Origin of the sequence: Micromonospora sp. DT62, from assembly GCF_049847285.1 — a bacterium.
Lineage (GTDB): Bacteria > Actinomycetota > Actinomycetes > Mycobacteriales > Micromonosporaceae > Micromonospora > Micromonospora reichwaldensis.
The window spans coordinates 144195-163388 of the sequence record NZ_JBNCOB010000011.1 but is presented as its reverse complement, the minus strand read 5'-3'; the positions used below and the strand labels follow the sequence as shown (position 1 = coordinate 163388).

The 19194-nt window shown below is 74.1% G+C and carries 16 protein-coding genes; 12 read left to right on the top strand and 4 right to left on the bottom strand.

From position 1 onward, the window contains the following. Positions 1 to 39: 39 nt before the first annotated feature. The 10 genes from ACPXCB_RS17765 to ACPXCB_RS17720 are packed head-to-tail and all read left to right on the top strand — an operon-like array spanning position 40 to position 7678. A complete protein-coding gene (locus ACPXCB_RS17765; protein ID WP_425876706.1) occupies positions 40 to 699 on the top strand; it encodes an SAF domain-containing protein in 660 nt (219 codons plus the stop codon). Positions 700 to 701: 2 nt separating this feature from the next. Next, positions 702 to 1502 (top strand): ParA family protein, encoded by an 801-nt coding sequence (locus tag ACPXCB_RS17760; RefSeq protein WP_425876704.1) that lies wholly within the window; start codon positions 702 to 704, stop codon positions 1500 to 1502. Then, entirely contained in the window at positions 1492 to 3024 is a 1533-nt protein-coding gene (locus tag ACPXCB_RS17755) for a CpaF family protein (RefSeq protein WP_425876703.1), read from the top strand. Before ACPXCB_RS17760 ends, ACPXCB_RS17755 begins: the two co-directional genes overlap by 11 nt. Continuing rightward, entirely contained in the window at positions 2985 to 3929 is a 945-nt protein-coding gene (locus tag ACPXCB_RS17750; protein WP_425876701.1) for a type II secretion system F family protein, read from the top strand. Before ACPXCB_RS17755 ends, ACPXCB_RS17750 begins: the two co-directional genes overlap by 40 nt. Next, a complete protein-coding gene (locus tag ACPXCB_RS17745) occupies positions 3929 to 4798 on the top strand; it encodes a type II secretion system F family protein (protein ID WP_425876767.1) in 870 nt (289 codons plus the stop codon). Before ACPXCB_RS17750 ends, ACPXCB_RS17745 begins: the two co-directional genes overlap by 1 nt. Positions 4799 to 4824: 26 nt before the next feature. Continuing rightward, positions 4825 to 5034, top strand: coding sequence for a hypothetical protein (locus ACPXCB_RS17740; RefSeq protein ID WP_425876699.1), 210 nt, complete (start codon positions 4825 to 4827; stop codon positions 5032 to 5034). Positions 5035 to 5043: 9 nt separating this feature from the next. Then, on the top strand, positions 5044 to 5508 hold the full coding sequence (locus ACPXCB_RS17735; RefSeq protein ID WP_425876697.1) for a TadE/TadG family type IV pilus assembly protein: 465 nt from the start codon (positions 5044 to 5046) through the stop codon (positions 5506 to 5508). After that, complete coding sequence (locus tag ACPXCB_RS17730; protein WP_151456964.1) at positions 5493 to 5972, top strand: TadE/TadG family type IV pilus assembly protein; 480 nt, start codon at positions 5493 to 5495, stop codon at positions 5970 to 5972. Before ACPXCB_RS17735 ends, ACPXCB_RS17730 begins: the two co-directional genes overlap by 16 nt. Next, positions 5969 to 6397, top strand: a complete 429-nt coding sequence (locus ACPXCB_RS17725; protein ID WP_425876695.1) for a pilus assembly protein TadG-related protein — start codon at positions 5969 to 5971, stop codon at positions 6395 to 6397. Before ACPXCB_RS17730 ends, ACPXCB_RS17725 begins: the two co-directional genes overlap by 4 nt. Positions 6398 to 6412: 15 nt before the next feature. Then, the gene (locus tag ACPXCB_RS17720; RefSeq protein ID WP_425876693.1) at positions 6413 to 7678 is read left to right on the top strand and encodes a LysM peptidoglycan-binding domain-containing protein; all 1266 of its coding nucleotides are present in this window, start codon (positions 6413 to 6415) and stop codon (positions 7676 to 7678) included. 31 nt (positions 7679 to 7709) lie between these two features. Here the strand turns inward: ACPXCB_RS17720 and ACPXCB_RS17715 are convergent, their stop codons facing one another. Further along, complete coding sequence (locus ACPXCB_RS17715) at positions 7710 to 8561, bottom strand: Rieske 2Fe-2S domain-containing protein (protein ID WP_425876691.1); 852 nt, start codon at positions 8559 to 8561, stop codon at positions 7710 to 7712. 166 nt (positions 8562 to 8727) lie between these two features. On the opposite strand from ACPXCB_RS17715, the gene ACPXCB_RS17710 reads away from it, so the two are divergent. Further along, complete coding sequence (locus tag ACPXCB_RS17710) at positions 8728 to 9645, top strand: EamA family transporter (protein WP_425876689.1); 918 nt, start codon at positions 8728 to 8730, stop codon at positions 9643 to 9645. Between the two features lie 40 nt (positions 9646 to 9685). Further along, a complete protein-coding gene (locus ACPXCB_RS17705; protein ID WP_425876687.1) occupies positions 9686 to 10450 on the top strand; it encodes a crotonase/enoyl-CoA hydratase family protein in 765 nt (254 codons plus the stop codon). Between the two features lie 102 nt (positions 10451 to 10552). Here the strand turns inward: ACPXCB_RS17705 and ACPXCB_RS17700 are convergent, their stop codons facing one another. The 3 genes from ACPXCB_RS17700 to ACPXCB_RS17690 form a co-directional block, all read right to left on the bottom strand. Beyond that, positions 10553 to 14245 (bottom strand): discoidin domain-containing protein, encoded by a 3693-nt coding sequence (locus tag ACPXCB_RS17700; protein WP_425876685.1) that lies wholly within the window; start codon positions 14243 to 14245, stop codon positions 10553 to 10555. A gap of 176 nt (positions 14246 to 14421) precedes the next feature. Then, entirely contained in the window at positions 14422 to 17301 is a 2880-nt protein-coding gene (locus ACPXCB_RS17695; RefSeq protein ID WP_425876683.1) for a discoidin domain-containing protein, read from the bottom strand. Between the two features lie 131 nt (positions 17302 to 17432). Next, entirely contained in the window at positions 17433 to 19046 is a 1614-nt protein-coding gene (locus ACPXCB_RS17690; RefSeq protein WP_425876681.1) for a glycoside hydrolase family 13 protein, read from the bottom strand. Between the last annotated feature and the right edge of the window lie 148 nt (positions 19047 to 19194).

Sequence of the window (19194 nt, the reverse complement as noted above, 5' to 3'; positions counted from 1 at the left end):
GATCTTGCGAGCCCCGCAGTCGCGAACGGAGATGGTCCGGTGAGTGTGGCGACCCGGAACGGAACCGGGCCGGTGGACGCGCCGGTCGCCCCGCCCCGGGTGGTGCGGCAGCGGCGGATGCGGCCCGGGCTGCTCGGCCTGGCCGTGCTGCTGATCGCCCTCGGCGGCCTGGGGGCGGCGTTCGCGGTCACCTCCGTGCGCGCCACCGGCAGCTACCTGGCCGTGGCCCGGCCGGTCGAGGTCGGCCGGCAGGTCAGCGCCGACGACCTCGTCCCGGTGCAGGTGGCCGGCGGCCAGGGGCTCTCCCCGGTGCCCGCCGGCCGGCTCGACGAGGTGGTCGGCAAGCGGGCCGTCGTGTCGCTGGCCCCCGGCACGCTGCTGACCATGGCGCAGCTCACCGACGACCCGCTGCTCGGGCCCGGCCAGCAGCAGCTCGCGCTGGGCCTGAGCCCCGCCGAGGTGCCCGCCCGCAGGCTCCATCCCGGCGACAAGATCCTGCTGGTGAGCACGCCGGACGGGGACGACGACCGCCCCGCGGGCGCCGCCACCCGGTTCGAGGCGACGGTCATCGACGCCGTCACCTCGGACGACGACGACGAGGTGGTGGTCTACCTGGCGCTCGCCGTCCGGGACGTGCCGGCCGTCGTCGCGCTGTCCAGCCAGGAGCGGATCGCCCTCGTACTGACCGGGGCGGCCTGACCATGGCGATCATCGCGCTGGTGTCGGCGAAGGGTTCCCCGGGCGTCACCACCGCCGCCCTGGCGTGCGCCCTGACCTGGCACCGGCGGCTGGTGCTCGCCGAGTGCGACCCGGCCGGCGGGTCGATCCTCGCCGGCTACCTGGGCGGCGCGCTCGACGGCCCCCGGGGCATCGGCGAACTGGCGGTCGGCGAGTTGCGCGACGGCAACCTGGAGTCGGCGTTCTGGTCGCAACTGGTCGACCTCGACGCGCCGAAGCGGGAGCGGCTGCTGCTGCCCGGCGTCGTCGATCCCGCCCAGGCCGGCAGCATCACCCCGCTCTGGCAGCGGTTCGCCGACTTCTTCGGCAGCCTGGAGGGCGGCGACCCGCCGTACGACGTGGTGGTGGACTGCGGGCGGCTGCACGTGGTCGGTCCACCGTGGCCGATCCTGCGCGCCGCCTCGGTGGTGCTGCTGGTCAGCGGCGCCCGGCTTCCCGACCTCTCCGGCACCCGGGCCATGGCCAGGACGATCGAGCGGGACTTCGCCGAGCACCGGGTGCCGCCGGGCACCCTGCGGCTGCTGCTGGTCGGCGACGGCCACGGCAGCGGCGAGGTCAGCAAGGCGCTGCGGCTGCCGGTGATCGCCCGGATGCCGCACGATCCGCGTACGGCCGAGGTGCTCGGCCTCGGCGGCACCGTGCGGGCCGGTCGGCCGCTGATGCGCGCGGCCGGGGCCCTGGAGGTACCGGTCGGGGCGCTGCTGGAACGCCGGCGCGCCCGGCTGACCTGGCCCGTGCCGCAGGGGGTGCCGGATGCGGTTTGAACCGGTCTCCGGCGACCCGCGCCGGCAGCCGCCCGGCGCCACCTCCACGGCACCGCCGCTGGCCCCGCCCAACGGCCGGCACCATCCCGTCCCGCTGCCGGTGCCGGTCACCGCGCCGCGGCCCGAGCCGCCGCCCCGGCCCCGGGTCGACTTCCAGGTGGTCCGCGAGCTGCGCCGGGAACTCAGCGAGCGGCTGGCCCTGTGGCAGCGCGGCCGGGAGTTCACCGTCGACGAGGAGGACACCGAGCGCGCGCGGCTCGCGGTGACGGTGGTGGCCGAGTACGCGGACGCGGTGCGCCGGGCCGGCACCCCGATGGCGGCCGGCGAGGAACGGCTCCTGCTCGACCAGGTGACCGCCGAACTGGCCGGGCTCGGCCGCCTCCAGACGCTGCTGGTCGACGACACCATCGAGGAGGTGCACATCCTCGGCTGCGACCAGGTGCGCGTCACCCGGCACGGCGGCGGGGTCGACTGGGTGGAGCCGATCGCCGACAGCGACGACGAGCTGGTGGAGATCCTCCAGGCGGCGGCCCGCCGGGCCGGGGCCACCGAACGCTCGCTGTCGACCTCCAAGCCCACCCTCGACCTGCAACTGCCCGACGGCAGTCGGCTCGCCGCGGTGTTCCTGGTCAGCCACCGCCCGTACGCGGTGATCCGCAAGCACAACACGCTGGACGTGAGCCTCGACGACCTCGCCGGGGCCCGGGGCGACCTGGACGAGATGATCGACCCGCTGGTGCGCGACTTCCTCCGCGCGTCCATGCGCGCCGGGCTGAACATCATGGTGGCGGGCCTCGCGGGCGCCGGGAAGACCACCGTCATCCGGGCGCTGATGGACGAGATCCCGGCCGACGAGCCGTACGTGCTGCTGGAGGAGAGCCGCGAGCTGCTGCCGGCCCGCCGCCGACTCAAGCACCGGGCGGTGATGAGCTTCGAGGCCCGGGAGGGGCACGGCGAACGCGGGGCGGACGGCCGCCCGGCCGGCGAGGTGAGCATCGCCGACCTGATCCCGGTCTCCCTGCGGATGGGCGTGCTGCGGATCATCGTCGGCGAGGTCCGGTCCCGGGAGATCGTCCCGATGCTCCAGGCCATGACGACCAGCCGCGGCTCGATGTGCACCATCCACGCCCGTACGCCCGCCGGGGTCAGCGAGCGGATCATCGAGCTGGCGCTCGCGCACGGCCGGGAGATGACCGTCGACCAGGCCCGCCGGATGGCCGGCAACGCGCTCGACCTGATCGTCTACGTCACCGTCGAGGACGAGACCGCGATCGGCGGGCGCAAGCACCGCTTCGTCTCGCACGTCGAGGAGGTCATCGGCGTCGGCGACGGCAACCGGATCACCACCACCCAGGTGTTCGGGCCCGGGCCGGACGGGCGGGCCGTACCCCGGCACCTGCCCGAGCGGGTGCGCGCCCAGCTCCTCCGGGTCGGCTACGACGCCCGGCTGCTCAGCCGCTGGATCGAGGCCGGCACGGGCGCGTGGCGGCGGCCCCGGCAGACCCGGCTCGGGCGGCGGTGACCTCGGTGCTGGACAACGTCGAACTCGTCGCGGTGGCCTCCGGCGCCGCCTGCGTGGCCGGGCTGCTGCTGGCGGTCGTCGCGCTGGTCGGCACCCGCCGGCCGCCCGGTGGCCCGGGCGCGGGCCGTGGGCTCGACCGGCTCTGGAAGGGCCCGGGCGCCACCCCGCGCGAGCAGCGGGCCCACCAGGCGCTGCTGGTCGCCGCCCTGGTCGCGGGTGCGCTGGCCTTCCTGGTCACCGGCCTGCCGGTCGTCGGCCTGCTGGTCGCGGTGGCCGTCCCGGGCACCCCGTGGCTGTTCTCCGTCGGCAAGGCCGAGCAGCGGGCCATCGCCCGCATCGAGGCGGTCGGCGAGTGGACCCGCCGACTCAAGGACGTCTCCGCGACCGGCCAGGGACTCCAGCAGACGATCATCGGCACCGTCGCCACCGCGCCCGAGGAGATCCAGGAGGAGGTACGGCTGCTCGCCGCCCGCCTCCAGGCCGGCTGGCTGGCCCGCTCCGCGCTGCTCGCCTTCGCCGACGAGATCGGCGATCCGGTCTGCGACCAGGTGGTGGCGGCGCTGATCCTGCACGTGACCGACCGGGGCGAACGCCTCGGCGACGTGCTCGGCTCGATCGCCGGGGCGGCGGCGGCCGAGGTGGCCACCCGCCGGGAGATCGAGGCGAAGCGCACCCAGCCCCGGTTCGCGGTCCGCTTCCTCACCGGGATGACCCTGGCCACCGTCGCGTACGGGCTGCTCAACACCGAGTACGTGAGCCCGTACGGCACGCCCTTCGGGCAGCTCGTGATGGCGACGCTCGGCGCGGCCTTCGTCGGCCTGCTGGCCTGGGTGCGGTCGATGAGCCAGCCCCGCCGGCCGGCCCGCTTCCTGCCCGCCCCGGACCCGGAGGAGGTGCTCGCGTGATCCTCAACTGGCAGCTCGCCGTCGCCGTGTGCGGCGGGGCGGCGGTCGGGCTGGGCGCCTTCCTGGTGGTCCGCGAGCTGGTGCCGGCCACGCCCGCGCTCGGGCCCGCGCTGCGCCGGCTGCACCAACCGGCCGGCGCCGGGCAGCTCGCCACGCCCGCCGACCGGCGGCTGGAGTGGCTCACCGGGCTGTCCCGCTGGCTGCGGCCACCGCACCGGCAGCTCGCCCTGATCGACCGGACACCCGAGCAGTACGCCCTGTCGATGCTGCTCTCCGCGCTGATCGGGCTCGCCGCGCCGACGCTGCTCGGCGTCACCCTGTTCGCCGTCGGCATCCGGCTGCCGGTGGTCGTACCCGTCCTCGGCAGCCTCGGGCTGGCGCTGTTCTGCGCCCTGATCGCGCACCGGTCGGTGCTGGACCGGGCGGACAAGGCGCGCGACGAGTTCCGCCAGGCGGTCTGCACCTACCTCGACCTGGTCGCCCTCCAGCTCTCCGCCGCGCACGGGCCGGTGCAGTCGCTGGAGCGGGCGGCGGCGGTCTGCGACGGCTGGGTCTTCGACCGCATCTCCGAGTCCCTGCGGATCGCCCAGATGCAGATGCACTCGCCGTGGGACGAGCTTCGCGACCTCGCCGAGCGCATCGGCATCCCGGAACTGGGCGACGTCGGGGCGATCATGCGCTCTTCCGGCAGCGAGGGCGCACAGGTGCACGAGACCCTGCGCAGCCGCGCTGACTCGCTGCGCGACCAGATCCGCACCGACAACCTGGCCCGGGCCGAGGGGGTGACCAGCCGGCTCGACATCCCCGGGGCGCTGCTCGTCTTCGTCCTGCTCGGCTTCGCCGTCTATCCGTTCATCGCCCGCCTGTGATCAGACCCCGAGAGAAGGAGCACGTCATGTCCGTCATCACCCGCCTGCACGTCGTCGTGTCGACACGCCTGGCCGAGCTGCGCGAGGACGGCGAGCGGGGCGACAGCCCCGTACCGACCGCAGTGATCATCTTCGGTCTGGTCGCCGTCGCGATGGCGGTCACCGCCACCGCCCTCGGCGCCGCCAACGACTGGATGGACAACATCCCGACCCACCAGGACCCGAACCCGAAGTAGCGCCGGGCCGTGCGCCGAGCAGACCCCACCCCGGTACGCCGGGCGGCCACCGTCGCCCGGCGCACCGTCGCGGCTGCCGCCCGGCGGCTCGTGGCCGGCGGGGTCGACCGGGGGGCCAACCCGGTCGAGCTGGCGGTGGTGATGCCGGTGATCCTGCTGCTGCTCTTCGCCTCGATCCAGGCAGCGGCCTGGTTCGTCGCCCGCTCCACCGCGCTCAACGCCGCGCAGAGCGCGGTCAACGCGCAGCGGCTGCACCAGGCGCCGCCCGGGGCCGGTGAGGCGCGGGCCGTCCGGTTCCTGAAGGCCTCGGGCGGCTGGCTGGTCGGCTGGAAGGATCCCGCACCGAGCTGCGAGACCACCGCGACCGAGGTGACCTGCACGGTGCGCGGGCGGTCCCTGTCGGTCGTACCCGGGGTCACCTTCCCGGTGCACCAGACCGCGCACGGGACCGTGGAACGGTGGACCGCGCCGTGAGCCGTACCGCCGAGCGGGGCTCGGTCTCGATCGAGGTGGCGGTGCTCGCCCCGGCGTTCATCGCGCTGATCGTGCTGGCTGGCGTCGCCGGGCGTACCGCCGTGGCGGCCGAGGCGATCGACGCCGCCGCCCACGACGCCGCCCGCGCCGCCTCGATCTCCCGGGACGCCCGCACCGCCCGCGCCGAGGCCCGGGACGCGGCCCGCCGGCAGCTCGACTGGCGCGGCCTGAACTGCGCCGGCACTCCCGAGGTGACGTTCAGCGGCGCGGTACGCGGCGCCCCCACCAGCTTCGACGCGGCGTTCCGCAGCCCGGCCGGGCAGGACGCCTCCGTCACCGTTCGGGTCGCCTGCACGGTCTCCTACGGGGACCTGCACCTGTCCGTCCTGCCGGGGATGCCCGCCGGCAAGCGCGTGTCGGCGAACTTCACGTCGCCGCTGGACCGCTACCGGAGCCGGGGATGACCGCCATCGGCCGGTGCGACCGGGGCCGGGTGAGCATCTTCCTCGCGGTGGCGATGGTCGGCGTCCTCTCCGTCATCGGCCTGGCCTTCGACGGCGCGGGTCAGCTGCGCACGTTGCAGCGGGCCGACAACCTCGCGGCCGAGGCCGCCCGCGCCGGCGGCCAGGCCATCGACCGGGCCGCCGCCATCGAGGGCGGGCCGACCCGGATCGACCGCCCCCAGGCCCGCCGGGCCGTCGCCGGTTACCTCGCCGCCGCCGGCGCCGCCGGCCACACCGTCAGCTTCCCGGTCGTCGACGGGGAGACCCGGGTCCGGGTACGCGTCACCGTCACGCACCACCGATCCATGCTCGGCCTGCTCGGCTTCGACGAGACCGTCACCGTCTCCGGTGAGGCGACCGCGCGGCCGCTCACCGGGGCACCGTAGGAAGGGAAGGCAGCCATGGCCGCATCGGGGCGTTCCGTCGTACGGCGGACCGGACGCATCCTGACCGGGTTCGGCGCGCTCGTCGTGCTCTGCGCGGTGCTGGTCGGCGCGCCGGTGGCGCTGCTCGCCCTCGCCGGCAACCCGTTGCCCGACCACCTGCCCAGCGTCGCGGAGATCGGCTCGACGCTGACCAGCCGAGACGACGGACGGCTCTTCCTGCGGGCGCTGGCGCTGGCCGGCTGGTTCGGCTGGGCCACGTTCGCCTTCTCCGTCCTGGTCGAACTCTGCGCGCAGGCGCTGCGCCGGCCGGCGCCCCGGCTGCCGGGGATGAGTCGCCAGCAACGGGCCGCCGCCGCGCTTGTCGGTTCGGTCGCGCTGGTCCTCGCGGCCAGCCCGGCGGCGAGCGCGGCGACGGCGGTCACCGGCCCGTACGCCCTGCCGGCGGCACCGCCCGCAGCCGCGCGGACGGCGGTTGCGGAGGCCGCCTGGCCGGGTCCGGCCGCGCACACCTGGTCCACCCCGGTCGCCTCGTCCGCTCCGGTGACCTCATCCGCCTCGGACGACGGGGTGGCGGTCTACCGGGTGGCCCGGGGCGACCACCTGGGCGCGGTCGCCCAGCGCTACCTGGACGAGTTCGCCGACTACCGGGAGTTGGCCGAGCTGAACCGGCTCGGCGACCCCGACCGGATCCACCCGGGTCAGCTGTTGAGGCTGCCCGGGGACGCCGAGGACCGGGGTGCCCGCCGGCACGCGACCGGCCGCCTCGTCGCCCGCCCGACCCCGCCCGCGCCCGCCCGGCCGGCTCCGCAGCCGGCGCCCGGGAAGGTCGCTCCCGAGCAGGCCACGCCGCCCCTGCCGGCTGCCGAGGCCCCGGCGGAGAGGGACGCCGGTCAGGCCCCGACGGTGACGGTGGGAGCCGCCCGGGCCGGCGAGCCCGATCGGGTGAACCGGCCCCTCGCGGTCTCCGCCGTCCTGGCGGTGGCGAGCATCGTCGGCGCGCAGATCGGCGCGGTCCTGGGCCTGCGCCGCCGCCCGGCCCACGTACCGGCCGGCGCGGGCCGGCCCACGGTCGCCGCGCGCCGCGGCACCACCGCGCGTGGCACCACCACGGCCAGGCGCGGCACGGGCCACCGGGACATCCGCACCACCCCACGCGGCGGCGCGATCGGAGTCGACCGGGGCACGGGGACCGGTACCCACGACAGCGTTCCGACCGGCCACGGCCGGACCCGTGCGGGTTCGTCCCACGACACGGCGACCGGCCGCCACCGCCGCCCCTGACTCCCGGGGCCGGGAGGCCGCCGGGGGCCGGTCAGGGCAGGCGGGTCTCCAGGACGCCGTCGACGACGCGGGTCGGCAGGATCTGCTGGTCGTTGCCGGAGGGGCCGTGCACGACCTCGCCGCCGTTGAGGCGGAACGCGCTGCCGTGCCACGGGCAGACCACGCAGTCGTGCCCGTCGATCTCGCGCACCTCGCCCTCGCCCAGCGGGCCGCTCTGGTGCGGGCAGCGCTCCAGCATCACGGTGACCTCGTCGCCGTGCCGGTAGAGGATCACCGAGACGTCGTCGACATCCCGGGTGATCAGCGTGCGCTCCGGCAGGGCAGCCATGTCCGCGATCGAGTGCCAGCCGTCGCTCATCCGGTGCAGCTCGGAGATGCTCTGGTTGACCTGCGCGCCCTGCTTGTACGCCAGGTGCCCGCCCAGGTAGGCCCCCATGCTGGCCGCGCCGAGCCCGAGGAACCCGAGCGTACGGCCGAGGTTGTGCCGGCCGGTCATCCGGGCGGCCACCGAGCCGGCGTAGAACGCCAGGCCGACGCTGTTGGACGCGGCGTGCACCAGGCCGATCCGGCGCTGGTCGCGAGCCAGTGCCGCCCAGTCGTTGAGGCCGGTGATCGCGGCCGGGAGGGCGCTGACGGTGCCCACCGCGCACAGCGTGGCGGCGGCCCGGCGCTGCCCCGGCATCAGGTCCAGCACCGCCGTGCTGATCCACGCGCCCACCGGCACCTGCACCATCGCCGGGTGCAGCGGATGGCCCAGCCAGACGCCGTGCAGCAGGTCGCGGACCCGCTGCGGTCGGAGGGTGGCCTGGACGACACGCTGCAACCGGTCGCCGACCCGGTCCAGGCCGGATGCCTGCTCGATCTTCGTCAAGAGTGCTCGCACCCGTACCGACTTCCCGGCAGGAGCCCCCGCAAACCGGTCGGCGGTGACGGATCCGCAGCGGTACGTGGTCGCGCCCCCACCGACCCGTAACGGGACGTCGCCACCGAGGTCGGCGGGCGCGGAAATCCGGTCGCGGGCCGCACCGTCCACGACCACTGTGGTCCGGGTGTACGCACTCTCCTCCCGCCCGCTGCCGGCCGGTCGACCGGCGACCCGACTCAGCGTCGCGCTGGGGCAGCCCCGGGCCGTGCCGCCCCCGCTGCTGATGCTGCTGGGCATGCTCTCCACCCAGGTCGGGGCGGCCGTCGCCAAGCAGCTCTTCGGCAGCACCAGCGCCGGCGGCACCACCACGCTGCGGCTCGGCTTCGCCGCGCTCATCCTGCTGGTCCTGGTCCGGCCGGGGCTGCGCCTGGGCTGGCGTACCGCCGGTCTGGTCGGGGCGTTCGGGCTGGCCCTGGCGGTCATGAACCTCGCCTTCTACGCGGCCCTGCACCGGGTGCCGCTGGGCGTCGCCGTCACCATCGGCTTCGCCGGGCCGCTGCTGGTGTCGCTCGCCGGCAGCCGCCGCCTCGCCGACGTGGCGTGGGCGGCGCTGGCCGGCGGCGGCGTGCTGCTGATCAGCGGGCTCGGCGGGACGGGGGTGGACCGGCTGGGGCTGCTGTGCTGCGTGGCCGTCGCGGTCGGCTGGGCCGGCTACGTGCTGCTCGGCAAGGCGGTCAGCGCCCGGGTGCCGGGCAGCCGGGGCCTCGCGCTGGGGATGGCCGTCGCCGCGCTGGCCGTGCTGCCGTTCGGGGTCGCCGGCAGCGGTACGGCGCTGCTCGACCCGTGGACCCTCGCGCTGGGCGCGGCCGTGGCGCTGCTGTCGTCGGTGCTGCCGTACTCGGCGGAGATGGCGGCGCTGCGCCGGATGCCGGCCCGGGTCTTCGCGGTCCTGCTCAGCCTGGAGCCGGCGATCGGGGCGCTGGTCGGGCTGGTCCTGCTCGGCGAGCTGCTGGCCTGGCCGCAGGCGGCGGGGGTGGCCTGCGTGGTCGGCGCCGCGCTGGGCGCCACCCTGGTCCGCCCGGACCGGTCCGCCCCGCGCTGACGCCTGGCGCCGCCGGCACCGCCGGGGGCATGCTGTCGGCATGGGCGTACGCGTCGAACGCGCCGCGGCGGTGACCACGGTGATCCTGGACCGCCCGGCGGCCCGCAACGCGGTCGACGGGCCGACCGCACGGGCGCTGGCCGACGCGTTCCGCGCCTTCGAGGCCGACCCCGACGCCTCCGTGGCCGTGCTCTGGGGAGCCGGCGGCACGTTCTGCGCCGGGGCCGACCTGAAGGCCATCGGCACCCCGAGCGGCAACCGGGTCGAGGCGCAGGGGGACGGCCCGATGGGTCCGACCCGGATGACGCTCAGCAAGCCGGTGATCGCCGCGATCTCCGGTCACGCGGTGGCCGGCGGGTTGGAGCTGGCGCTCTGGTGCGACCTGCGGGTCGCCGAGTCCGACGCGGTGCTCGGGGTGTTCTGCCGCCGCTGGGGGGTGCCGCTGATCGACGGGGGCACGGTCCGGCTGCCCCGGCTGATCGGCGAGAGCCGGGCGATGGACCTGATCCTCACCGGCCGGCCGGTGCCAGCCGAGGAGGCGTACGCCATGGGGCTGGTGAACCGGCTGGTCGCGCCGGGTGAGTCCCGGGCGGCGGCCGAGCGGTTGGCCGCCGAGATGGCCCGGCACCCGCAGACCTGCCTGCGCAACGACCGGGCGGCGCTGCTCGCCGGCGCCGGCCGGCCCGAGCCGGAGGCCATAGCGGGCGAACTGGCGTACGGGATGGAGTCGCTGGCCGCCGACGCGGCGGCCGGGGCGGCCCGGTTCGCCGCCGGCGCCGGTCGGCACGGCGACCCGGCCGACTGACCGGGCGGGACATCTCTCGACGGGCCGGGCGGTGCCGCCACTCGGGTGTCGAGTGGCCGCACCGCCCGGTGGACCGGCCGCCGCCCGGGCGACCCGGGTGGGTCAGTTGCGGTTGATGGTGAACGTCGAGGTGGGGTTCTGGATGTCCACCGCGTTGTTGCTCAGGCGAAGGTTGTTGAAGGTGACCGACCCGACGGCCGGCCCCTGCCCCGTCTCCGGCATCGGGTTGGCCCAGATGCCGAAGCCGGACTTCGCGTCGTAGGCGTCACCGCTCTTGCGGGCGCCGCTGATGGAGACGTTGGTGAAGACCGTGTCGGCGATCGGGAACTGCGGCTGCCCGCCGACGTAGTTGGTCTGGAACATGATGCCGCTGTAGGTGGGGTCGACGATGTCGACGTCGCTGACCCGGATGCCCTGGAACACCTTCGAGGCGGAGAAGACCCAGATCGCCGGGAAGGTCTGCCCGCCCCAGAAGTGCCCACCGGCCCGCACGATCGAGATGTTCTCGAACCGGGTGGGCGGGCTCGCGCCGAAGCCGTTCATCGGGTAGCCGAAGTCGAGCGAGCTGATGGTGATGCCGGAGTAGACCAGCGTGTCCGCGATGTAGATGTTGCGGAACGTGTTGCCGTAGCCGCCGTAGACGGCCACGCCGGCGGCCCGCCAGGTCAGGGTCGAGGTCAGGTTCTCGTAGACGTTGTTCTTCATGTCGGCGCCGCCCGCGTCGATCGCCGAGAACAGCGCGAAGCTGTCGTCGCCGGTGGCCCGGGCGTCGTTGTTGCTGACCAGGTTGTTGGTGCTCCCGTTGGTCATGTTGATGCCGTCGGCGAACATGTTCCGGATCCGGGAGTTCCTGATCGTCATGTGATCGGTGTTCGCGCCCCAGTAGAGGCACACCATATGCTCGTTCCAGATGTTGTCGATCACGATGTTCGACACGTTGGAGAAGTCGAACACCTTGCCCGGCCCGTCGATGCGCGACGTGTAGTTGCCGAAGTAGGCGAAGTTCGCGAAGGACGATCCGGCCGCCGAGTTCTCGGCCCGGAAGCCGATGTCGGTGTTGTCCTGGCCGGAGGGCGCGTTGAACCGGGTGTACCAGGGCCCGGCGCCGGTCACCTTGACCGCCTTGCCGTACACCTGGAACTTCGACGCGGTGGAGTAGTTGCCCGCCGGCAGGTACACCCCGACGAGGTTGCCGGTGGTGTCCATCCGTACCCGGTCCAGGGCGTTCTGCACGTCCTGGTGCGTGAAGCCGGTCGGCGTGGCGTAGCGCGCCGGGTCCGGGTTGCCGATCGGCGCCACCTGCTCGGTGTTGATGAAGTCGATGGCGTACGTGGTGGTGTTGGCCGGGTCCTTCTGGAGGCGGATCCTGCTGCCCGCCGGCACCGTGGAGTTGAGCATGACGTTGGCCTCGTCGTAGATGTGCCGCGGTCCGCCCGCGCTCGGCGAGTTGCCCGGGCTGGCCTCGTTGCCGTAGAGCCAGGCGTACCGGGACGTCAGGTCGATGGCCTTGTGGAACGTGCCGTTGACGTAGACGTTCAGCGTCGAGTTGATCCCGCCGCCGCCCGGGGCGTCCGGGATGGAGAAGCGGGTGACCAGGGTGTTGGTGCTGGCCCGGGTGGTCCACTCGACGTAGCTGCCGGTCGAGTTGAGGGTCACCGCCCGCCGGCCGGACGCCTCGCCGGCGAGGTCGCCGACGGTCCGGTTCGGCCCGACGACGCCGGCGCCGCCGCCGACCACGCCGTCCTCGGCCTCGTACATGTCGTACGGCATGTTGGCGCCGCGCCCCACGAAGAGCGCCCGGTCGCTGGTGTTGTTGCCCTGCTTGACCGGCAGCTCGTTGCCGTCGGCCGCGAGCACCACCCGGACGGTGTACTTGCCGTTCGCGGCCGTCCAGGTGCCCAGGTTGACCGGGCCGACGGTGGCCCCGGCGTTGATCACTCCGGAGTACGAGCCGGTCAGGGTACGCACGACCGTGCCCGCCTCGTTGAGCACGGTGAGCGTGATGCCGTGGGCGCCGGACGCGGAGGCCACGCTGCCGGCGTTGCGGATCGACACCGAGAAGGTGACCGTGTTGCCGGCCGCCGGGGTGCCCGGCGACCAGGCGACCGCGGCGGCCACCAGGTCGGAGCTGGCGACCGGGCTGACCACCAGCGGGCTCGGGTTGGTGTAGCTGTTGTTGGTGTCGTCCTGCTCGACGACGGTGTTCGCCTCGTCGACCTTCGCGCTCAGCGGGTAGCTGCCGGCGTCCCGGTTGCCGATGTTGGCGGTGACCGTGGCCGAGGCGCCGGCCGCCAGGCCGCCGACCGGCGCGGTGCCCACCCGGTTGGTGCCGAGGTAGAAGTTGACGTTGGTGGCGCCGGAGGCCGCCGAGCCGGCGTTGCGGACGGTGGCCGAGAGCGTGACGGTGCTCGTCTCCACGGGCGCGGACGGGCTGAACGACATGCCGGTCACGGTCAGGTCCGGGTTCGGCGCGGGGGTGCCGATGACCTGGAACTCGGCGACCTGCCCGGCCGGGGCGCCGGTGTTCGAGGCGATCGAGAGCCGCACGTCGGCCGCCGCGCCGGAGACCGGGATGGTCACCGTGTTGCCGCTGGCCGGGCTGAAGCTGTAGTTCGCCGCGCCGACCAGGGTGGTGAAGGTCGAGGAGCCCTGGTCCCGGCCGAGGACGGTGATGTTCTGGGTACGCGCCCCCCACGCGGAGTCGGGGTTGAGCTTCAGCACGACCTGGCTGAGGCTGGCGTTGGCGCCGAGCTGCACGGTCAACGTGCTCGGGTTGCCGTTGCCCTCCCAGTAGGTGGCCACGTTGTTGTCGTTGGCGTTGGTGGCCACGAACGTGTGCACGTGCCCGGAGGCGGTGATCGGCTTGCCGACCGCCAGGTTGCTGCCGACGGGCGGGTTGCCGGTGCCGGTCCGGGTCACGGTGTTGCTGTTCGCCGACTGGTTGCCGGCCGCGTCCCTGGCCCGGACCTGGTACGAGACCGTGGCGCTGTCCGGCTGGCTGTCGGTGTACGTCAGCGTGGAGCCGTTGACGCTGCCGCGCAGCGCGCCGTTGGCGTACACGTCGTAGCCGGTGACCCCGACGTTGTCCGTGGACGCGGACCAGGTGAGCCGGATCTGCCCGCTGGCGGGCTGGGTGTACGCGAGGTTGCCCGGGACGCTGGGCGCCTGGGTGTCGGGGTTCCCGGCGGCGCCGTAGACCTCGACCTCGGAGAGTTGGGCGGCCGGCCAGCCGGTGTTGCCGGTGACCTGCACCCGCACGTACCGGGTGCTGGTCGCGGTGAAGCTGACGGTGACGGTGTTGCCGGTGGCCGGATTGAAGGTGTGGCCGCCGGACGCCTTCAGGGTGGTGAACGACGAGCCGTTGGTGGAGCCAAGCACCGACAGCGTCTGGGTGCGGGTCTGCCAGTCCGACGACGGCGGCAGCTTGAGCACCACCCGGTCGACGGTGACGGTGGCGCCGAGGTCCGCCTGGATCCACTGCGGGAACGCGTTGTTGGCGCTCTCCCAGTAGGTGGCCGCGTTGCCGTCGTTGGCGTTGCCCGCCACGTAGTTCTGGTTGTGGCTGCTGGCGCTCATGGTGGCGGAGAGCCCGGCGAGCAGGGCGGCGCGGGCGGCGGTCGCGGCCGGGTCCGCCGGTGGCGCGGCGGCCGCCGGGGTGACGGCCGGAACGGCGGTGAGGAGCAGCCCGGCGAGCACGCCGGCGAGCAGCCGCCGGTTGGCCGGGCGGGCCGATCGGGGGACGGGACGGGGCGCGCCGGCCGGCGCGGTCCCGGGTCTGGTGCCGTTTCTGGACATGGGTCGCTACACCTCTTTCGGGGGTGGGGTGCGGGTGCGTTGCCCGGTGACGGGCGCAGGGGTACGCCCGTCGTGCCGCGACAGGTGGGGACGGTGCGGGGCGGAGGTCGGGGCGGCGCTGCGCCGGGCCGCCCGGACCGGGACGGCCCCCGCCGGGACGGGCGGGGGCCATCGGGTCAGCTGGAGTGGACCTCGAACTCGCTGAGCTGGCCGGCGGGCCAGCTGCTGTTGCCGGTGAACGTCAGCCGCAGGTACCGCTGGCTGGTCGCCGCGAAGGTCACGGTGACCGTGTTGCCGGTGGCCGGGTCGAAGGTGTGGCCGCCGGACGCCTTCAGGGTGGTGAACGACGAGCCGTTGGTGGAGCCGAGCACCGACAGCGTCTGGGTGCGGGTCTGCCACGCCGAGGACGGCGGGAGCTTGAGCACGACCCGGGACACCGTCCGGTTGGCGCCCAGGTCCACCGTCAGCGACTGCGGGAAGGCGTTGTTGGCGCTCTCCCAGTAGGTGTTCGGGTTGCCGTCGACCGCGTTGGTCGCCACGTACACGTCGGCGTGGCTGGTCGCCGCGGCCGGTCGACCGAGCGCCAGGTTCCCGGCCGGCGGCGGGGTGGTGGGCGGCGGGGTCGTCGGGGGCGGGGTGGTGGGGCCGCCGCCGTACACCTCGAACTCGGAGAGCTGCGCCGCCGGCCAGCCCGTGTTGCCGGTGACGGTCAGCCGGACGAACCGGCGCTCGCCGGCCGGCACGCTGATCGACACCGCGTTGCCGCTGGCCGGGTCGAACGTGCGCCCGGCCGACCCGGCGAGGGTGGCCCACGAGGAGCCGTCGGTCGAGCCGAGCACCGACAGCGTCTGGGTCCGGCGCTCCCAGCCGGCGGGCAGCTTCAGCACCACCCGGTCGACGGTGCGCGCCGCGCCCAGGTCCACCGTCAGCGACTGCGGGAAGGCGCTGTTGGCGCTCTCCCAGTAGCTGGCCGCGTTGCCGTCCACCGTGTTCGTCGCGACGTAGTTCTGGTTGGCGCTGGACGCGGTCACCGGCCGCCCCTGCGCCAGGTTTCCGCCGGTCGGGGGCGGGGTGGTCGGCGGGGGCGTGGTGGGCGGCGGGGTGGTCGGGGGCGGGGTGGTCGGCGTCGTCGGGGGCGGGCTGGTGGGGCCGCCGCCCCACTGCGGCTCGGGCCACGGCCCGCAGTACGGCGTCGACGTGTACCAGCCGGAGTTGCCGGTGCCCTGGGTGATCTGGAAGCCGCTGCCGACGCAGTTGTGCATCGGGTTGGCCTGGGCGATCCCGGTGGCCCGCACGTTCGTGAAGGACACCTGGCTGGGCGCCTGCACCTGGAGGGCGTACGTGCCCGCGCCGTCGATCCGTACGTTGTTGAAGCTGATCCCGCTGGACTGCCCCTCGATCCAGTGCAGCGCCGCGTACGAGCTGTCCAGGATGTCGGTGTCGGTGACGTTGACCGCCGCGCCCTGGATGGGCTCGTTGAGCGCGGAGAACCAGATCGCGCCGACGCCGAAGCGCCAGTTGTAGTCCGAGTTGCCGTTGCGGATCAGGGTGTTCCGGGCGACGGTGATCGTCCCGGAGACGGCGGTCGGGCCGGTCACGCCCGGGTAGCGGTTGGCGACGTGGATGCCGCCGCCGTTGGTGACCGAGTCGGCGGTGACGTTGTCGGTGATCTTGATGTCCCGCCCCCCGTACGTCACCAGGTGGTTGGCGAGGATCGTCACGCCGATCGTGTTGCGGGTGAAGGAGTTGTTCACGTTCGGCACGCTCTGCGCCCACATCGCGAGGGCGTCGTCACCCGTGTTGCGTACGAACGTGTTGGTCACCGTGGAGTTGGTGACGCCCCAGTGGAAGTTCACCCCGTCGGCGGTCTGGTCGAGGATCCGGCTGTTGCGGATGGTGAAGTTGTCCATCGGGCCGTCCATCCAGGCCCCGACCTTGGTGTGCTGCATCCAGACGTTGTCGACCACCGAGTTCGACATCGCCCCGCCGATGGCGTTGACCTGGTCGTCGTCGATCCGCTCGCGGATGTCGCCGATGATGGCGAAGTCGCGCAGCGTGACGTTGCGGCTGGGTCCGCCGGCCTCGTGCGGCCGGATCTCGCCGCTGTAGCCGCCGCCGGGGACGTACTTGCCGTAGATGCCGGCGGCCCGCTTGCGGTCGGTCGGGTGTCGCCCGCCGAGCACCGAGTACCACGGTCCCGCCCCGCGCAGGGTCACCCCGTCCACGACGACGTGGTCCCAGAGGGTGAACGTGCCGGTCGGGATCCAGACGGCCCGGCCCTGGGCCTTGCCGGCGTCCACCGCCGCCTGGAACTTCGCGGTCGAGTCGGTCGCCCCGGTCGGGTCGGCGCCGAAGTCGGTGACCACGTCGAGCACGCCGGCCGGCTTGGCGATCGGGGCACCCACCAGCTCGAAGTCGGCCAGGTCGATGGTGAAGGTCGGCGACTGGGCGGTCGAGGAGACCTGGAGGCGGATCTTCGTGCCGGCCGGGTACGTGGTCCCGAACATGGCCCGGGTCTCGTCGTAGAAGTGGTGCGGGTTGGTGTCGCCCGGGTTGTTGTTGAACGGGTATCCGCCGTAGTACCAGCCGTACCGCGAGGTGACCGGCACCGCCTTGACCAGGGTGCCGTTGGCCCGCAGGTCGATGCTGGCGTCCCGGCCGGTGCCGGCGGCGTTGTCCGGCAGGCTGTAGCGGAAGGTCACCGCGTTGGCGGGCGCGGTGAGGGTGAACTCGACGTACTCGCCGACGGCGTCGAGGGTGACCGCCTCCCGGCCGGACGCCTCGGACGGCAGCGTGCCGTAGCGGCGGTCCGGGCCGATCCTCGTGCCGGTGTGCGCGACCTCCTCCGCCTCCTGCTCGACGAACGGGACGGTGGCGCCCCGCCCCGGGATGTCGAACGGCGAGAGTCCCGCCGCCTGGGCGGGGGTGGCGGTGCTGGTCAACGCGATGACGGTGAGCGAGGTCGCGGTGAGGGCGAGGCCGGCGAGGGCGGCGATACCCGCCCGGGTCCTGGTTCCGGGGGGCGCATGCGGGGTGGCGGTGGTGTGGTCGGGCATCGGCGAACTTCTCCCTGTCGTCGGTGGTCCCCCCGTGCGTTACAACGTGGCGCTGGAGCTGCGTACCTCCTTCCCGGGTGCGGGTGACGCGGTGCCGACGGCCGGGACGGGCCGCCGGCACCGCGCGGTGGTCAGGCCGTCTCGGGTCCGGCCGGGTCTTCTTCGGCGGTACGCAGCCAGACGGCGGTGTCCGGCGGAAGCAGGTCGTCGTCGAGCGGCCCGCTGGCGAGCAGCCGCCCAGTGTGTGGCGGCAGCGGCACCGCGACGTCCGAGAGGTTGACCAGGCAGGTGAAGCCGGGCCGACGGTGGTGGGCGAGCACGTTGTCCGGGGCGGGCAGCCAGCTCATCGTCCCGTCGCCGAGCGCCGGTTCGGCCCGCCGGATCCGGATCGCCGCCCGGTACAGCTCGAGCATCGAGGACGCGTCGCCGGTCTGCGCCCGGACCGTCTGGTCCTTCCACCCGGCCGGCTGGGGCAGCCAGGGGGCCGTGGCGCCGTCCGGACTGAACCCGAACGGCGGCTCGTCGCCGGCCCAGGGCAGCGGCACCCGGCAGCCGTCCCGGCCGGGGTCGATCCGGCCGGAGCGTTCCCACATCGGGTCCTGGCGCAGCGCGAACGGGATGTCCTCGACCTCCCAGAGGCCCAGCTCCTCGCCCTGGTAGACGTAGGCGGCGCCGGGCAACGACAGCGACAGCAGCACGGCTGCCCGGGCCCGGCGGGTGCCCAGCTCCAGGTCGGTGGGGATGCCCTCGCGCTTCGCGGCGAAGCTGAACGTGGTGTCCTCCCGCCCGTAGCGGGTGACGTGCCGGGTGACGTCGTGGTTGGAGAGCACCCAGGTGGCGGGCGCGCCCACCGGCGCATGCGCGCTCAGCGTGCCGTCGATGCTGTCGCGCAACGCCGTGGCGTCCCAGGCGCAGCCCAGGAAGTCGAAGTTGAACGCGGCGTGCAACTCGTCCGGGCGCAGGTAGTTGGCGAACCGCTGCCGGTCCGGCATCCACACCTCACCGATCAGTGCGCGGTCGCCCGGGTACGCGTCGGCGACCCGCCGCCAGGCGCGGTAGATCTCGTGCACGCCGTCCAGGTCGCGGAACGGGTGCGGCCGGCCCGGCAGGGTCTCGGGCAGCGTCCCGTCCTTGACCAGTAGCCCGGCCGAGTCGATCCGGATGCCGTCCACCCCCCGGTCGAACCAGAACCGCAGGATGTCCTCGAACTCGGCGCGCACCCTGGGGTGGTCCCAGTTGAAGTCCGGCTGCTCCGGCGCGAACAGGTGCAGGTACCAGTCGCCGGGGGTGCCGTCCGGGTTGGTGGTCCGGGTCCAGGTCTCGCCGCCGAACTCGCCGACCCAGTCGGTGGGCCGCTGGTCGCCGTTCGGGCCCCGGCCGGGGCGGAACCAGAACAGCTCGCGCTCGGGTGCGTCCGGCCCGCCGGTGAGCGCCGCCTGGAACCAGGGGTGCGCGTCGGAGCAGTGGTTCGGCACCACGTCGACGATGGTCCTGATGCCGAGCGCGTGGGCCTCCGCGATCAGCGCCTCCGCCTCGGCCAGGGTGCCGAAGACCGGGTCGATGTCGCGGTAGTCGGAGACGTCGTAGCCGGCGTCGGCCATCGGGGAGGGGTACCAGGGACTGAACCAGATCGCGTCGACGCCGAGCGCGGCCAGGTGATCCAGCCGGGCCCGGATTCCGGCGATGTCGCCTATGCCGTCGCCGTCACCGTCGGCGAAGCTACGTGGGTACACCTGGTAGATCACCGCTCCACGCCACCACGGACTGTTGTCTGCTGTGGACACGGACACCTGCTTTCTGCGTCGGCACGTCGGCGTTGTCGCCGGACCTGGATGTGTGTCGGGCGAACGGTCGTTGGTCGCCGACGGGGTTTCGGTGGGTGGTGATGCGTCG

What these genes read in the sequence shown, in the direction of transcription:
- ACPXCB_RS17755 (WP_425876703.1), top strand. Translation starts at nt 1,492, where the DNA reads ATGCGGTTTGAACCGGTCTCCGGCGACCCGCGCCGGCAGCCGCCCGGC.
- ACPXCB_RS17700 (WP_425876685.1), bottom strand. Translation starts at nt 14,245, where the DNA reads ATGTCCAGAAACGGCACCAGACCCGGGACCGCGCCGGCCGGCGCGCCC.
- ACPXCB_RS17705 (WP_425876687.1), top strand. Translation starts at nt 9,686, where the DNA reads ATGGGCGTACGCGTCGAACGCGCCGCGGCGGTGACCACGGTGATCCTG.
- ACPXCB_RS17720 (WP_425876693.1), top strand. Translation starts at nt 6,413, where the DNA reads ATGGCCGCATCGGGGCGTTCCGTCGTACGGCGGACCGGACGCATCCTG.
- ACPXCB_RS17725 (WP_425876695.1), top strand. Translation starts at nt 5,969, where the DNA reads ATGACCGCCATCGGCCGGTGCGACCGGGGCCGGGTGAGCATCTTCCTC.
- ACPXCB_RS17760 (WP_425876704.1), top strand. Translation starts at nt 702, where the DNA reads ATGGCGATCATCGCGCTGGTGTCGGCGAAGGGTTCCCCGGGCGTCACC.
- ACPXCB_RS17740 (WP_425876699.1), top strand. Translation starts at nt 4,825, where the DNA reads ATGTCCGTCATCACCCGCCTGCACGTCGTCGTGTCGACACGCCTGGCC.
- ACPXCB_RS17695 (WP_425876683.1), bottom strand. Translation starts at nt 17,301, where the DNA reads ATGCCCGACCACACCACCGCCACCCCGCATGCGCCCCCCGGAACCAGG.